Source organism: Streptomyces sp. NPDC002467, from assembly GCF_042889825.1.
Classification (GTDB): domain Bacteria; phylum Actinomycetota; class Actinomycetes; order Streptomycetales; family Streptomycetaceae; genus Streptomyces.
Map to the genome: position 1 here is coordinate 607,624 of NZ_JBIARJ010000003.1, position 14,075 is coordinate 621,698.

The window sequence follows — 14,075 nt, forward strand, 5'->3', positions numbered from 1 at the left end:
CAGTCCTACAGACAGGGCCAGAAGGCGAAAGGGGGTCAGCGGGTGCGGCGGGGCAGCGACCCGCCGGGCGGCTGCGGCGGCAGCGGCGTGCCGGTGCGGTGGGCGGCGAGACGGTCGACCCGGTCCCACAGGGCGGACTCGGCCTGATGGGCGGGAACGCGCCCGCGGGCGATGCGGACGCTGTAGCGCAGGAAGGGGGCGATCTGTACACGGCCGCCGCCTTCGCGCTGGAGGACACCCGACACCGTCCCGTCCTCCCCGTGGGACTCCCGGGCCCGCGATCGGACGCGGTCCGCCAGGGAGCCGAGCCAGGAGAACGGCCAGAACTGTGAACGCACCGGTACGGGGAGGTCGTAGGGCCCTGACGACTCTCGGAGTCCATCCGGTCGTGGAAGGCCACTTCCGCCATCGCGGAGCCGAGTTCGTGAACGACGACACCGGTCACGGGCTCCTGGCCGTGTACGCGCACGGCGCCTTCGGGAGCCAGGCCGTCGAGGAACGGATGGGCCTCTTCGACTGGGCGCCCCTCCTGGACGCAGGGCGGCGCCTGGTCCGGTACGACGCGCGGGCCCATGGCAGGTCCACGGGGGAGGCCGTCGACACCGACTACACCTACAGTTCGCTCGCCGACGACCTGCTGGCCCTGCTCGATCACCTGGGGGCCACGAATCGCGTCGGCGGCATCGGCGCCTCCATGGGCTGTGGCACCGTCCTGCACGCCGCCGTCCGCGCACCCCGTCGGTTCTTCCGGCTCGTCCTCCTCATCCCGCCCACGGCGTGGGCGACCCGCAAGGGCTACGCACGGGCGAACCGGGCGGCAGCCGAAACCATCGAGCGAGAGGGAGCGGAGGCCTGGCAGGCCTCCAGGGTCAGCCGACCCCGCCCGGTGGTCGTGGCGGACGTTCCCGAGACCCCGCCGACCCCCGCGGAGCAGGTCCTGCCCTCCGTCCTGCGAGGCCTGGCCCTGGCCGATCTGCCCCCGCCGGCCGTGCTCTCCACGCTGCGCCGACCCGCCCTGATCCTGGCCTGGGCAGGTGACCCGGGCCATCCCCTGGCGACGGCGCAGACCCTCGCCGAGTGCCTGCCGCGCGCGGCTGCACGTGGCACGGACCCCGCGCCGAAGTCACCGGCTGGGGTGTGCGCCTTGCGGAATTCCTCTCGGAATCCGGGAGCTCCTGAAGGAATGACTGCGTAGCGCTCCGGCAGTGGGACCGACTCGGTGCGCCGTGCCGGGTGTTGTTCGGTCCGGTGCGCATGACACAAAGTCAGGTGCCTTGTCCGCATCCCGGATCCGGAGTGTGGCAGGGGCGAAGCGGGGCAGGGGGGGCGGGTCCGCGTGCGGGCCTTCCCGGGAACGGGAACGCCATGGCTCGTGACGCTCCTCCGGCCGAAGGAACGGCCGGGGGACCGCCACGCCCTCCAGGTAACCCGTGCTTCACGCGGACGCCGACTCGCCGACGAAGGGCTGACCCCGACGACGTCGGTCCCGGCACCCAGGAGGGTGCCGGGACCGACGACGTCATGGGGGAGTGCGCTCAGGCGGGTCGGCCACCGAAGGGCGCGCCGGTGCCGTAGTAGGTGCCGAGATCCTCCCGGTACCCGGCGTCGCCGAGGTGCTTGTCCCGGTGGAACTCGGGGGCGTTCTTGATCTGTTCCTTGGTGCGGTCGACGAAGACCTTCTTGTCCTCCGGGTCGACCCTGACGATCGTGCCGGCCGGCAGCAGGACCTCCTTGCCGAAGATCCATACGCCGGTGTCCACGACGACGTAGGCGTCACCGACCTCGTCGGAGTGCTTGTCGACCTTGCCGATGCTGCCGTCGGTCGCCTCGACCTTGTAGCCGGTCAGATCGGCACCGGCCAGGTGGCCCGACGTCGACTTGTAACTCCACATGTGCTCAGTCACGCGAAAAACAACTCCTCCGGTCAATGAGGCGGCGGTCGAAGAACGAATTCTTCACCGCTCCTCCTATTCCGTACATCGTGCTCGGCGGTCGTGCCGCGTTCCGCCTGGACTCCGCTTGCCCCGCCTTCACGACATTACGCACCCGGATCGAAATACGGACCGGGGCGGCCGTCGATCATGGAGGTGAGCAGGTCCCCTGCTGCGTCACGACGACCGTCCCGGCTGCCCTCCGACTGCCCCGGATGGGCCCCTCCATCCGCTTCGCATGGGCAAGAGCCCGAGACGACGACATGGCGGTGGCCGGTCACCCCCGAGAAGGGGTGACCGGCCACCGTGCAGTGTCAGAACCGCACTTTGCCGTCCGACTACCAGCGATACCAGCGGCCACTGCCGCCCTTGGGCCGGGCGACGAAACCGATCAGCCACAGGATCAGGACCGCGATAGCCACCCACCAGAGAATCTTCAGCGCGAAACCCGCGCCGAAGAGGAGCAGGACCAGCAGGAGAACGAGAAGCAGGGGAACCATAGTTATCAACCTCCGAAGCGCCGTGTGCCCAACCACTTGCAGGGCATGCATCCCATTCCCATGTGTTTCTCAACTTGATGGCCGGGCAGACGGTTCTCCCTGCAGTTCGGGACGCGCTTCGGCGGAGCCGCGTCGCAGGCGACGCATCTGGAGAGTTCTTGCGCTGATTGGCTCAATCGGCCGGCGAATGCGCCGTCTTTCGGGCAGGAGACCCTCCATGAACAGCAATGACGAGATGGATCCGGCACACCAGGTTCCGGAAGGTGTCGACGAGAAGTCGGTGCGCGCCCTGGGAGCGCTGTCGAAGGCGCTGGAAACCACCGAGCGGGCCCGTGGTCATCTGTACGGGTTCCACCAGGTCACCGGGACCGCGGACTTCGAGCTCGGCGACGCGGTCCGGCTCCCGCGGGAGGCGGGGCACGAGGAACAGACCGATCGGGTCGAACGGGTGATCACGGGCCGCAATGTCATCCCGGGTCACTGGACCTTCCAGATCATCGAGGCGTACGACTCCACGTACTACCAACCCTTCGCCGCGGTGGAACGGGACATCGTGGACGAGCTGGCGGGAGGGCGGGACCACCTCCTGGAGGCCCGCCTCAAAACGATGCGCCGCACTCCCCATCACCCTGACCACACCGCAACGCCCCCGTCCTGAACGAAGGACGCCGCCTCGGCGGTGCGCGGGTGAGGCCACCGGAACTCGGCCGACCGACCGGAGCCGCTCAAAGGGGATGGAGCGCGAACGCGAGCGGCCCCTTCATGTCGCGGCCTGCGCTCCGACGGCCTGGCGGTAGGCCACGTGGCCGCCCAGCGCACCGCTGAGGGCCACGACGGCCATCCCGCCCAGGGCCCACAGGCGGCCCCTCGCCGAGCGGCCGCGCAGTCGCGCGGTCAGTGCCGTGGCGTAGCAGGCCACCGCGGCGACGTTCGAGACCGCGTGGGCCAGGCCGACCCGGGCCTGCTCGGGAGGCAGGTCCGCCCAGTCCGCCGATCCGGTGACCACGGCGGGGGCGACGCCGACCAGTCCGACGGCGGTCAGGACGGTCGTCGCATGGCGCGTTCCCGGCACCAGGTCGAGTACCGAGGCCGACAGCCGGCATCCGATGGGCACCTGGACAAGTACGGGGTGCACGGGGTGGCCCAGTTGCCTCCCGCGCAGCAGATCGCGCATGCCCCCCAAGGGGAGTGAGCGGATTCCCCGCTGCAGCACCCTGATGGCCGGATCGGCCACCGTGGCCCGCTCGAGGCGGTCCGGGGTCTTCAGCCAGCACGCCGAGGCGGCGCCAAGGGCCGCGGTCGGCCCGGCCGTGGGTGAAGCGTCAAGCGTGTGCGAGTTCCTACCTGACGCCTACCCGCTGCCCGGCCGCCGTCCCGTCCCGCCCACGACTGCACCCGAACGACAAACCCGCCAAATGGAGGAGCGGCGGCCTCCATCGCCGTTCTGAACCGGCCTGCCGCGGGGCGGCCCGGGTCTCCCGCCGCGCACTGACCACCCCTCACCGGGACGGGCCGACTATCTGCCGAGGCGGCCAGGCGGTGCTGCCCCCGAAACCGTGACGCTCGGGGTGTGGGCGGTCGTGACCACGTTGGAGCCCTGGGCACGACGCACGACGTCACCCGGCGCCGGAGCAGGTGGTGCGCTTTGGGTGGCGGCTGCGGCCTGCGGCGCCGGAGCACACGTCTGCCAGGAGGGGTTGGCGGACGATGAGTCCGGGCGGGCACGGGCCGAGCCGGTAGCGGGCTCGCTCCCGCGGAGGCGGCCCGGGCTTCATCCGGCGGGCCGGGTGTGTCGGCGTGGTCGCGGTGCCGGGGTGGGCGTGGATGGGGGTGCCATCGTGGCCGGGCTCGCCGAGGCTGTCGTACGGATACGCCGGTGCCGGGGCGGGCGCCCGCGCGGCGGTGGCGGGCGTCAGCGGTTCCGGGCCGGTCTGCCTCGTGTGCGAGGCCGGGGCTTGTGGGGGAGCGGGCTGCTGAAGTCGGCACGGTTACCGGATGAGGCTGCGCAGGGCCGGGACGCTGCCGCCGGCGCTGGTGAGACCGGCGGCGATGGCGCCGGGCGCGGGGGCGCCGCTGAGGAGGGTCAGGGCGCCCAGGACGATGCCGATCATGACGGCGGTGAGCAGGATGACTGCGGTGTGAAGGGACAGGAACGGCTGCGGGCTCTCAGGTGCGGTCATGTACCGAATCTGCACCGCGGAAGCCTCTGACCAGCTCGGAGGGAACGACTTCGGCCAACCCTGAACAGGGCGCCGACAGCACCGGGGACCGCGGTGTTCAGCAGGGCGCGCGGCCGCGTGTACCGAGGTGTTCGGGAATGTTCAGCGAAGGTCAGTGCCTAAGGCAGGATCCGTTCTAGCCTGGTCTGCCACGGATACGGCACGGGAGCTGCGATGGCATCGTCGGACACCACGGGCAGCTATGCGGAACTCCTTCGCGAGCAGACACGAGAACTGACCGCGCTCAGGGTCCGCGCGGGCAATCCGTCCCTGCGTGACATCGAGAAGCGGGCCCGGAGACTGTTCACCGGTGAGAAGACCTCCCTGCCGCCGGCGACACTCAGCGGCATACTCAACGGCGGCTATGCAGGCCGGGACAAGCTGCTGTGCCTGGTGAGGACCCTCATGACCTGGGACCGGGCCCGCAGCACCTGCGCCCCTCCCGCCTATGGGGACCCCGTACTCGACGTTTGGCACGACCGCTGGGAAGCCATCACCAAAGCGCGGCCTCCCCGTCAACGCACGCATGGCGCGCCCGCCGGGGACCCGGCCGTCGAGGTGGAGCCGCCGGCGCCCCCCGGGGTTCCCCTGCAGGCCGCATCGGAACAGGCGCCGGCTCTGCCGGTCGGGGTGCCTGACCGCTTCGGGGAAGTCGGGATTCTCACCACCGCCCAGAACCCGGTTGCGGCGTTGGCGGTATCCCCTGACAACACCTTGCTGGCTGCCGGGTGCGGAGACGGCAGAGTGCGGCTGTGGAATGCCGTCACCCGCCAACGCATTCACAAGACTCTCACCGGTCACAAGAATCGTCCCGGCTACGGCCCCGGGGTCTACTCGGTGGCGTTCTCGCCGGACGGGACACTCGTGGCCGGCGGCGGAACCGACGGCGCGGTGCTGCTGTGGAACACCGCCACCCGCCGCCCACACGGCCAGCCCCTCGAAGGCCCCCCGTGCGACATCCTTTCCATAGCGTTCTCGCCAGACGGTTCCCTTCTCGCCGCCGGCGATTCCAAAGGCCGCTTACGGTTGTGGAACCCCGTGACCTGCCAGCCCATCGGCAAGCCCCTCAGCGGTCACAGGGACAGTGTTGCGGCGGTGGCGTTCTCGCCGGACGGCGCCCTCCTCGCCACCGGCGGATCCGACTTCACGCTGCAACTGTGGAACCCCGCCACCCGCCGACCCCGCGGACAACCCCTGAGAACCCGCCCGTTCGCGATCCGTTGCATGGGCTTCTCCCCGGACGGCTCCCTCTTGGCCGTCGGGACCGGCTACGGAACGGTGGAGCTGTGGGACCCCGCCACCCGCCGCCTCCTCGAAACCCTCACCAGCCACAAGAGCGCGGCCGTCGAGGCGCTGGCGTTCTCACCCGACAGAGCCATCCTGGCCACCGCCGGATACGGCGGTATCCCCCTGCCCAGCGGTGGATACGACAACAGGCTGCGGCTGTGGAACACCACCACCCACCGACGCGTCGGCAGATCTCTCACCGGCCACACGGCCGGGATCTCCGCTGTGGCGTTCTCACCGGATGGCAACCTCCTTGCCACCGGCAGCAGGGACTGCACCGTACGGCTCTACAGCAAAACGAGTCCCACTTCGTGAGGACGGTCTCCCAGTGGATGCGGCCTCGCCCCGGAGTTCGCCGGACGCCTTCTTGCCGCGCACCAGGCCGGCGCCACTGAACAAGACCTCCGGGTGCTCGCGGCGGAGGCCCTGTACGAGGCCTACCTCAAGGACGGAGGCCGTCGCGCCGGAGACCTGCTCGTCGAGTTCACCGACATCGACTACATCGATGTCGCCTACTGACCGAGGTCAGCTGCGGTGGGGAATTCCGTTCGGGTTGAGTCGAGGCGCGATGGGTGTCACCAAGGCAGGTTCGTTGTCACTTGGCGTCGGCGCCCGGCTGCGCCAGAGCGCGGTTCTGGCAACGCCGGTGCAGGCCGGCCAATTCGTACCGAACGATGTGCGGGGAGCTGATGGAGGACCGGACGCCGGCCCCGAAATCGGCGCGGTGTCCAGGCGTTCACCGCCGACGGTTACAGGGCGGTGGCGGCGCGGACCAGTCCCGCGACCGCCGTTGAACGACTGTGTGGGGGCCAGGCGATGACCGTGGTGACGTGGGGGGCGTCGGTGACCGGTACGGCGGTGAGTCCGTCGCGTAGGCCTGCGCGGGCTGACTCCGGGAGGACCGCGCAGGCGCGGCCGAGGGCGATGAGCTGGGTGAGTTGCGTGTGGTCGCGCACCTGCGGTCCGGGTCCGTCCGGGAAGGTGCCGTCGGGGCGGGGCCAGCGGGGCAGGGGAAGGTCGGGAATGGCGGTGACCTCGGCGAGCCGCAGGTGGGGGCGGGTGCTGAGGGGGTGGCCCGCGGGGAGGATCGCGACCTGGCCCTCGGAGTGCAGGTCCTCGGTGTCGAAGCCGGCCGTGTCGTCGAAGGGCCGGTGCAGCAGGGCTACGTCGGCCCGGCCGGTGCGCAGCACCGTAACCTGCTCGCCCGGCCCGCACAGCACGACGTCGACGGCGCCGGCGCCCGGCTCGGCGGCGTAGGCGTCGAGGAGTTTGGCCAGCAGTTCGTCGGAGGCACCCGCCTTCGCGGCCAGGACCACGGCGGGGCGGCCCGTCGCGGCGAGAGCGGCCCGGCGGGTGCGCCGTTCTGCGGCCTCGACGGCGTCCAGGGCCGCCCGCGCCTCCCGCAGCAGCACCGCCCCGGACTCGGTCAGGGCGACGCCCCGGCTGCCTCGCTCCAGCAGGGGGGCGCCCAGGCGTCGTTCGAGCCCGGCGATCGCCCGTGACAGCGGGGGTTGGGCGATTCCGAGCCGCCGCGCGGCCCGGCCGAAGTGCAGCTCTTCGGCGACCGCGACGAAGTACCGCAGCTCACGTGTCTCCACCCCGCCACCCTAGCCGGGCCGGCCAGGAGTGATACCCAGGTGGTATCGCCACCCACCCAGTCGGTCTTGGACGCCCTGCCCGGCGGGGGAGGAGCATCGGTGTCATGACTGAGACGAACACCGTGAACCACCCCAAGGTCGCGCTGGTGACCGGGGCCAACAAGGGCATCGGGTACGAGATCGCCGCCGGACTCGGCACCCTCGGCTGGACGGTCGGGGTCGGCGCGCGGAACGAGGAACGGCGCGAGGCCGCCGTGGACAAGCTCCGCGCGGCCGGCGCCGACGTGTTCGGCGTGCCCCTGGACGTAACCGACGAAGCGAGCGTGTCCGCGGCGGCCCGGCTGATCGAGGAGAAGGCCGGGCGGCTGGATGCGCTCGTCAACAACGCCGGCATCACCGGCGGTACGCCGCAGGAGCCCACCACGGTCGACGTGGACCGGGTACGGGCGGCCGTGGAGACCAACGTGATCGGCGTCATCCGCGTCACCAACGCCCTCCTCCCTCTGCTGCGCCGCTCGTCGGCGCCGCGCATCGTGAACGTCTCCAGCAGCGTCGGCTCCCTCACACTCCAGACCACACCCGACGCCGAAACGGGCCCGATCTCCATCGCCTACGCTCCGTCGAAGACGTTCCTCAACGCCGTCACCGTGCAATACGCCAAGGAACTAGCCGACACCCGCATCCTGATCAACGCCGTCTGCCCTGGCTTCACGGCGACCGACCTGAACGGCTTCCGGGGAGTGCGCACCCCTCAGCAGGGCGCAGCCGCCGCGATCCGACTGGCCACCGTATCGGCCGACGGGCCTACGGGCCGCTTCTTCGACGACCAGGGAGAGGTCCCCTGGTGACGCGCTTCCGGTTCGCGCTACCCCGGGGAGATGGCGCACGCGCGTCCTCGTGACCGGCGCCGTCACGCCATGTCGGTACGGCCGCCGAGCCCGAGCCGCCGGCGGACCACGAGGTGAGGGGCGAAGGCACCGTGCGTCTGTGACGAGTACCCTGCCTTCCAGGTGACAACCAGGCTGCTTCGGGCCGGCCCTTCTGCCGGCCTTTTCGGCTCCGCCGGTGACAACCATCGAGCCTCGGCACACGGGTATGGTGGATGAGCTCGCCGACTTCAGGGCGCTTTGCCAAGGGGTGAGGGCGCGAGGGCGCGAGGGCGTTGTGGAGATGGCTGTTGTCTGCGTACTCGTCAATGTGCTCAGGCAAGTACGCACATTGACGAGTACGCCGACAACTTCCCCCGGCCCATCCCCAAGAGCGCGGGCGCGGGCGCTACCTGGTCCGCCAGGAGAAGAACACCAAGACCGTTGCGCATCTTGGGCATCAGCCGGCGCACTGTCGAGCGCTACGCTCAACTCCCCGACCGTCTGACTGCTGCCGACGCCGACGCCGACGCCGTCGTGGCCGTGGGTGAGGTGTGGGGGCAGTGGGGGCACCTCATGCACGACTTCTGGACCACTCTGTACCAGGCGATCGAGGACTGATGGCCGGCAGGTCCGTTCCCTCAGCGCATGCGGATGGGGGAGCGGTCGGACTGCACCCATGCGCGCCCGGAGCGGCCCGGGGCTCACGTCGCGACGGACTGCCTCGCCCTCGACTCCCGTATCCGGCGTCGAAGCCACCCGCGAACCGACTCGGGCCCGCCGATATCGTTGATCACCGCCGCCCGACGCGAACCCGCCCCAAGGGGCCTGCAGCAGGCCTGGAAGACCCACGTCCTACCTCACCGTCGCCGGCCGACGCCGGCATCCACAAGGAATGAGAAACACGACATGCGTGTGCTGTTGATGGCCTACGGATCGCGCGGCGACATCGCGCCGCTGGCGGGACTGGCCGCGACGTTACGGGAACTCGGCGCGGAGGTACGCGTGTGCGCACCGCCCGACGAGGAGTTCGCGGAACTGCTGGCCGGAGTCGGCGCGGAGCTGGTGCCCTCCGGGCGGGACGTGCGCGCGCTGCGAACTGGGGCTCCGCCGTCGGACGCGGCCGCTTTCGCGGCCGAGCTGGTCGCCGCGCACTTCGAGACGGTCGGCAAGGCCGCCGAGGGCTGTGACGTACTGGTGGCGAGCGGGCTGATGCCGACCGGTGCCCGCTCGGTGGCGGAGAAGCTCGGCATCCGCTACGTGTACGCGGGCTTCCATCCGTTCGAGATGCCCTCCCCGCACTATCCGCCGCCGCCGCGGCCCGGCCCGCCGGCTCCGCCCGACATGACCGACAACCGGGCCCTGTGGGACCTGGACACCCGGAAGGTCAACGCCCTCTACCGCGAGCCACTCAACGCCCATCGTGCGGCGCTGGGCCTGGCACCGGTGGACGACGTACGCGCCCACGTGTTCACCGAACGGCCCTGGCTGGCGGTGGACCCGGTCCTGGGCCCGTGGGAGCAGCTGCCGGACCTCGACGTCGTGCAGACCGGTGCGTGGATCCTGCCCGACGAACGCCCCCTGCCCGCCGATCTGGAGGCGTTCCTGGACGCGGGCGCACCGCCCGTGTACGTCGGCTTCGGCAGCATGCCCCTGAGCGCGGAGACGGACATCGCCCGGACAGCCGTCGAGTCCGCCCGTGCGCAGGGCCGCCGCGTGCTCGTCTCCCGCGGCTGGGCAGACCTGGGTCTGGTCGACGACGCCGGCGACTGCTTCGGCGTCGGCGACGTCAGCCACCAGGCCCTGTTCCGCCGGGTCGCGGCCGTCGTCCACCACGGCGGCGCGGGCACCACGACCACCGCCGCCCGGGCCGGCGCACCCCAGGTGGTGGTGCCGCAGTTCGTGGACCAGCCGTACTGGGCGGCCCGCGTGGCCGAGCTGGGCATCGGAGCGGCACACGATGGCCCGACCCCGACCTTCGAGTCCCTGTCGGCCGCCCTCGAGGCGGCCCTGGCCCCCGACACGGCGGCCCGGGCGCAGGCCGTCGCCGACACGATGCACACCGACGGCACGACAGTGGCCGCGAAGCTGATCCTCGACATGGAGCACACCACACCGATGAGCCGCGAACAGATCTCCGCGATCGCCCACGCACACCACCCGATCAAGTCCCCGCTCGACGACGACTCGGTAAGCCGCCTGCTCGAACGCAGCCTCCCCCAAGGCCACGAGCGAGTCCTAGACCTCGGATGCGGCACCGCGGAGTGGCTCCTGCGCGCCCTTGCCGCACGCCCGCATCTGCACGCCGAAGGCGTCGACGTCTCCGCAGTCTCCCTGACCCGGGCCCGCCAGGCGGCGCGCGAACTCGGAGTCGACGAGCGCCTTGTCCTCCACCAGCAGGAGGCCGCGGAGTTCGGCCCTTCAGAGCCGTTCGACCTGGTGATCAGCATCGGTGCCACGCATGCCTTCGGAGGTCTCCTGCCCACGCTGGCGGCGGCCCGCGAGCACCTGGCCCCCGGCGGCCGCGTCCTGATCGGCGAGTCGTACTGGGAGCGCACTCCGTCACCGGCGGCCGTCGAGATGTTCGGTGAACTCGCGGACCTGGCGACCACGGTGGACGCCGTCGTCGCCGACGGCTGGACCCCCGTCCACGGCCACGTCAGCTCCCGCGCCGAGCTGGACGCCTACGAGTGGGCCTGCTGGGGATCGCTGGCCTCATGGGCCCTGGACCACCCGCAAGATCCGGCCTCCGCACAGGTACTGGAGGCTGCCACCGACGCCCGCTCGGATTGGCTGCACGGCTACCGGGACAGCTTCGGCTTCGTCTGCCTGGTCCTGCGCCGGACCACGGAATGACCGTGCAGGCGTGACGCGGTGACGCGGTGACGCGGTGACGCGGTGGCGGGGGAAGGCGGGTCTCGGTGGGGCTCGTCTTCATCGGTGTGGGTGTTCCAGGTGGCCAGGGGTGTTCCGGCCGCGGTGGTGATGGTGAGGATGTCGCAGCCCATGAGGTGGATGGCGGTGGTCAGGTTTGGTGGACCGCTGCGTGGTCGTGGGGTGGGTAGCTGACGCGGATTTGGTGAGGGTTGGCCACGTCGTAGGTCAGCTGCCAGTCGGTGTTGGTGGTTGCGAAGTGGTCTTGCCCTGACTGGCCGTCTTCTGTTCGCCAGGTTCCGCGGTCTGAGTTGGGGGCGGCGTCGCGGAGCATGCGCAGGCGTTCGGTGTAGGGGAGGGGGCCTTCGGACAGGCGGAGGCATGGTGACGTGTGAGGGCTCAGGACATCCTGGACGCTTTGTCCTCATGATTTCCTTGACGGATCGGGTCGGTCTTGGGTACCTGACTCCTCGATCCGGGGTGAGACGAAGGGGCGTCTTCGGCTGGTGTCAGACCTGTGGGTGATGATCCGTCCATGCTGCGAGCGAGAGATGAACACGGCCGCCAGATGAGGAATCCGGGGCCCACTGCCTTGAGCCGGCTGGTGGCGAACCTCGGCCGAGGCAACGCCTTCGTGATCGTCGAACGATTCGACGATGAGGCGGACGACGACTGGTACGTGCAGGTGTGGCTGAGAGACGACAACACCTACCAGCTGGAATTCCGCGATGGGACAGCGGCGGAGCACCACCAGACTCGGACGATCTCTCAGGAGAAAGTGATCGCCGCCTTGAGCGGTTGGGCTGGAGGGCGTCCGGAGTGGAAGGACGCCTTCATGTGGAACAACATCAGCACTCTGTTTGCGGACGGGGCCGAGTCTCGGAGCTCGACCACGCCTTGAAGCGGTTGACTGATCGATCGGTGGTGCGGGCGTGGACCGCGACGATCAGCGTGCATGCCCGCCAAGCTGATCGTCTACCCGCCCGACGAGCATGGCCGGCGCCGGGTGCGCTACGACGGCATTGCCATCGGGGTCGCGCACCACCCGTCCGACATCCGTGTCTTCCTCGCCGACGCCGGGCTGGAGAACGCCGAGGACGTGGACCTCACGACCCGCTGTCCGTGGCCCACCTGCCGCGCCTCCGTGGGCAAGCGTTGGCCGCCTGATCGCGGGCCGCGATGAGCTGCCAGAACTGCTGCGTTCTTCATGGAGGCTGAGCCGCCACCTGGGCCTGATGGCGGGTTGGCCGCGTGAGCTTGCCCCATCAGGCCAGCTGGGAGCCGTCGTGGCGGCCGTACGACGGCTGGCCGGCTGACGCCCTCATACGGCACGGCCGCGACCCGCCGGGGCAGTGGGCGCCGGAACCGGGCACAGCGAATTCCGGCTGACCCGCCACGAGGTCCACTCCCGTCTGCCTCGTTCACGGTTTCCCCCTCTTCGGTAGTCGAGAATGATTCTCTTCGGTTTCGCAGTGGCGCGGTTTGTGCTGCCACGTAGCCTCAGCCGCTGTTGTCGTCCTCGCTCGTCGACGGCTCGCGCAGCGGCCTGCAGCCAGACTCCTGCGGCCGGAAGAGAGCCCCCGGCCGACACTTCGGGTGCGGGCCGGGGAGCCTTTCGCGAACCGTCCGGCGGGTCAGCGGTCCGGGTTGATGCCGTTCGAGACGGACTTCACGCGGGCGATCTGGACCTTTGCCGCATACTCCACGTTGCGGAGCTCGGTGTCGCTCGCGTGGAGGTGCGCCACGACGGCGCCGATGCGCATGACGACATCGAAGCTGTCGCCGTCCTGCATCGCCTCGGTCTCGTCTGCGCCGGCGTCCACCGTCACCGGCTTCGCCGGCTCGCCGTGCTCCGCGCTCTCCTTGCGCTCGTGCTCCGCCAGGTTCTTCATCGTCGTGGTCGCGTCCTTCGCCGTGGCGAAAGTGAAAAGGGTGAACTCCACCCGCGCCCGGTCTGCGGAGCCCCGGGCCTCCATGTCCCTGTTCCCGATCGCCTGAATCCCGGGACACGGCGACTTCGTCAGCTCGGGGCAGCCCTTGACCGCATCGTTGCCCTGGACCACGACGGGTTGACCGCCGACCATGACGTCGCCGATGCTGCCGTCGGACGGGAGTGCGGAGTACAGGCCCGTCGTGTCCACCCAGACCGGCGGGAAGTTCGGCGTCACGCCCTTGCCGTCGGCGGGTGCCGATGACCCTCCGCCTCCCTTGGCGGGCGGCTTTGCCGTCACCCCTCCCGTGGTCGGGCTGGGTGACTTTGCCGTCGCCCCACCCGCGGTCGGGCTGCCCTTCGCCGTGCCTTCCCCCGGGGTGCTTCCGTCCTTGCACCCGGTCAGGGCAAGCGCCATTACCGCCGCGACAGCGGCCCCCCGTACTACGGCCTTCACCCGGAATCCTCCGATGCCCTGATCACGCCCGGAGAAATCGGACCATGATCGGATTCATTGACATGCACACCCAACCCCATCGGCCGTCGACCGGCCAAATTCGGCGGCAGCTTCACGCTGTCGCGGAACCGCGCAGCAGCGACCTTGTCCTGCCTCACGCTCTCGGCGCCCAGGATCTACACCGCGATCGCGGCCACCACGCCGAACGCGTTCCTGACCGGGCTCACTCCTTCGATGAGGTCTTCGGACCTGCGGCTGCCCAGGCGTCCGGCGAAGGCCGCGGCCGGGCAACTGGACGGTGAGCGCAGTGTTGCTCCACGGACCGGCAGCTACCAGCACAGGCCACGGGCCGGGCGCCGCGTGACCCGCGGCCGCGATCAGCGTCGCCGGTATCGGTCCGGCGATGGCCACTG

General features: G+C 70.5%; 15 protein-coding genes and 1 pseudogene. 9 read left to right on the top strand and 7 right to left on the bottom strand.

What is annotated here, in order from left to right:
• Positions 1-35: 35 nt before the first annotated feature.
• Positions 36-338: a hypothetical protein gene (locus ACFYYJ_RS09470; protein ID WP_389130371.1), complete on the bottom strand. Its 303-nt coding sequence runs from the start codon at positions 336-338 to the stop codon at positions 36-38.
• An 86-nt stretch (positions 339-424) separates the two neighbouring features.
• Here ACFYYJ_RS09470 and ACFYYJ_RS09475 point away from each other — a divergent pair, with 86 nt between their 5' ends.
• Complete coding sequence (locus ACFYYJ_RS09475) at positions 425-1,195, top strand: alpha/beta fold hydrolase (RefSeq protein ID WP_389130374.1); 771 nt, start codon at positions 425-427, stop codon at positions 1,193-1,195.
• 340 nt (positions 1,196-1,535) lie between these two features.
• Here the strand turns inward: ACFYYJ_RS09475 and ACFYYJ_RS09480 are convergent, their stop codons facing one another.
• Together ACFYYJ_RS09480 and ACFYYJ_RS09485 are read right to left on the bottom strand one after the other, a co-directional pair.
• Positions 1,536-1,904: a PRC-barrel domain-containing protein gene (locus ACFYYJ_RS09480; protein ID WP_389130377.1), complete on the bottom strand. Its 369-nt coding sequence runs from the start codon at positions 1,902-1,904 to the stop codon at positions 1,536-1,538.
• 365 nt (positions 1,905-2,269) lie between these two features.
• A complete protein-coding gene (locus ACFYYJ_RS09485; RefSeq protein WP_384583059.1) occupies positions 2,270-2,431 on the bottom strand; it encodes a hydrophobic protein in 162 nt (53 codons plus the stop codon).
• 217 nt (positions 2,432-2,648) lie between these two features.
• Here ACFYYJ_RS09485 and ACFYYJ_RS09490 point away from each other — a divergent pair, with 217 nt between their 5' ends.
• Positions 2,649-3,089, top strand: coding sequence for a hypothetical protein (locus ACFYYJ_RS09490; RefSeq protein ID WP_389130381.1), 441 nt, complete (start codon positions 2,649-2,651; stop codon positions 3,087-3,089).
• A 102-nt stretch (positions 3,090-3,191) separates the two neighbouring features.
• Here the strand turns inward: ACFYYJ_RS09490 and ACFYYJ_RS09495 are convergent, their stop codons facing one another.
• Both ACFYYJ_RS09495 and ACFYYJ_RS09500 read right to left on the bottom strand, forming a co-directional pair.
• The gene (locus tag ACFYYJ_RS09495; RefSeq protein ID WP_389130384.1) at positions 3,192-3,605 is read right to left on the bottom strand and encodes a DUF2231 domain-containing protein; all 414 of its coding nucleotides are present in this window, start codon (positions 3,603-3,605) and stop codon (positions 3,192-3,194) included.
• 814 nt (positions 3,606-4,419) lie between these two features.
• A complete protein-coding gene (locus ACFYYJ_RS09500) occupies positions 4,420-4,611 on the bottom strand; it encodes a hypothetical protein (protein WP_385128937.1) in 192 nt (63 codons plus the stop codon).
• Between the two features lie 213 nt (positions 4,612-4,824).
• Here ACFYYJ_RS09500 and ACFYYJ_RS09505 point away from each other — a divergent pair, with 213 nt between their 5' ends.
• Positions 4,825-6,252 (top strand): WD40 repeat domain-containing protein, encoded by a 1,428-nt coding sequence (locus tag ACFYYJ_RS09505; RefSeq protein ID WP_389130387.1) that lies wholly within the window; start codon positions 4,825-4,827, stop codon positions 6,250-6,252.
• Positions 6,253-6,686: 434 nt separating this feature from the next.
• On the opposite strand, the gene ACFYYJ_RS09510 is transcribed toward ACFYYJ_RS09505, so the two are convergent.
• On the bottom strand, positions 6,687-7,535 hold the full coding sequence (locus tag ACFYYJ_RS09510) for a LysR family transcriptional regulator (protein WP_389130390.1): 849 nt from the start codon (positions 7,533-7,535) through the stop codon (positions 6,687-6,689).
• 104 nt (positions 7,536-7,639) lie between these two features.
• Between ACFYYJ_RS09510 and ACFYYJ_RS09515 the strand changes: the two genes are divergently transcribed.
• The 6 genes and pseudogenes from ACFYYJ_RS09515 (at position 7,640) to ACFYYJ_RS09540 (ending at position 12,458) form a co-directional block, all read left to right on the top strand.
• Positions 7,640-8,383 carry an SDR family oxidoreductase gene (locus ACFYYJ_RS09515; RefSeq protein ID WP_389130393.1) on the top strand — a complete coding sequence of 248 codons (744 nt, stop codon included), beginning with the start codon at positions 7,640-7,642 and terminating at the stop codon, positions 8,381-8,383.
• Between the two features lie 471 nt (positions 8,384-8,854).
• Complete coding sequence (locus ACFYYJ_RS09520; RefSeq protein WP_389130396.1) at positions 8,855-9,022, top strand: hypothetical protein; 168 nt, start codon at positions 8,855-8,857, stop codon at positions 9,020-9,022.
• Positions 9,023-9,310: 288 nt separating this feature from the next.
• Positions 9,311-10,501 (top strand): annotated as a pseudogene (locus tag ACFYYJ_RS09525) (glycosyltransferase); the annotation flags it as partial.
• An 18-nt stretch (positions 10,502-10,519) separates the two neighbouring features.
• Entirely contained in the window at positions 10,520-11,257 is a 738-nt protein-coding gene (locus ACFYYJ_RS09530; RefSeq protein ID WP_389130520.1) for an SAM-dependent methyltransferase, read from the top strand.
• A 553-nt stretch (positions 11,258-11,810) separates the two neighbouring features.
• The gene (locus ACFYYJ_RS09535) at positions 11,811-12,176 is read left to right on the top strand and encodes a hypothetical protein (protein ID WP_385360142.1); all 366 of its coding nucleotides are present in this window, start codon (positions 11,811-11,813) and stop codon (positions 12,174-12,176) included.
• 54 nt (positions 12,177-12,230) lie between these two features.
• Complete coding sequence (locus ACFYYJ_RS09540; protein WP_389130400.1) at positions 12,231-12,458, top strand: hypothetical protein; 228 nt, start codon at positions 12,231-12,233, stop codon at positions 12,456-12,458.
• A 451-nt stretch (positions 12,459-12,909) separates the two neighbouring features.
• Here the strand turns inward: ACFYYJ_RS09540 and ACFYYJ_RS09545 are convergent, their stop codons facing one another.
• Positions 12,910-13,443: a hypothetical protein gene (locus ACFYYJ_RS09545; protein ID WP_389130403.1), complete on the bottom strand. Its 534-nt coding sequence runs from the start codon at positions 13,441-13,443 to the stop codon at positions 12,910-12,912.
• Positions 13,444-14,075 lie beyond the last annotated feature (632 nt).

What these genes read in the sequence shown, in the direction of transcription:
- ACFYYJ_RS09485 (WP_384583059.1), bottom strand. Translation starts at nt 2,431, where the DNA reads ATGGTTCCCCTGCTTCTCGTTCTCCTGCTGGTCCTGCTCCTCTTCGGC.
- ACFYYJ_RS09490 (WP_389130381.1), top strand. Translation starts at nt 2,649, where the DNA reads ATGAACAGCAATGACGAGATGGATCCGGCACACCAGGTTCCGGAAGGT.
- ACFYYJ_RS09515 (WP_389130393.1), top strand. Translation starts at nt 7,640, where the DNA reads ATGACTGAGACGAACACCGTGAACCACCCCAAGGTCGCGCTGGTGACC.
- ACFYYJ_RS09535 (WP_385360142.1), top strand. Translation starts at nt 11,811, where the DNA reads ATGCTGCGAGCGAGAGATGAACACGGCCGCCAGATGAGGAATCCGGGG.
- ACFYYJ_RS09500 (WP_385128937.1), bottom strand. Translation starts at nt 4,611, where the DNA reads ATGACCGCACCTGAGAGCCCGCAGCCGTTCCTGTCCCTTCACACCGCA.
- ACFYYJ_RS09540 (WP_389130400.1), top strand. Translation starts at nt 12,231, where the DNA reads ATGCCCGCCAAGCTGATCGTCTACCCGCCCGACGAGCATGGCCGGCGC.
- ACFYYJ_RS09495 (WP_389130384.1), bottom strand. Translation starts at nt 3,605, where the DNA reads ATGCGCGATCTGCTGCGCGGGAGGCAACTGGGCCACCCCGTGCACCCC.
- ACFYYJ_RS09530 (WP_389130520.1), top strand. Translation starts at nt 10,520, where the DNA reads ATGAGCCGCGAACAGATCTCCGCGATCGCCCACGCACACCACCCGATC.
- ACFYYJ_RS09505 (WP_389130387.1), top strand. Translation starts at nt 4,825, where the DNA reads ATGGCATCGTCGGACACCACGGGCAGCTATGCGGAACTCCTTCGCGAG.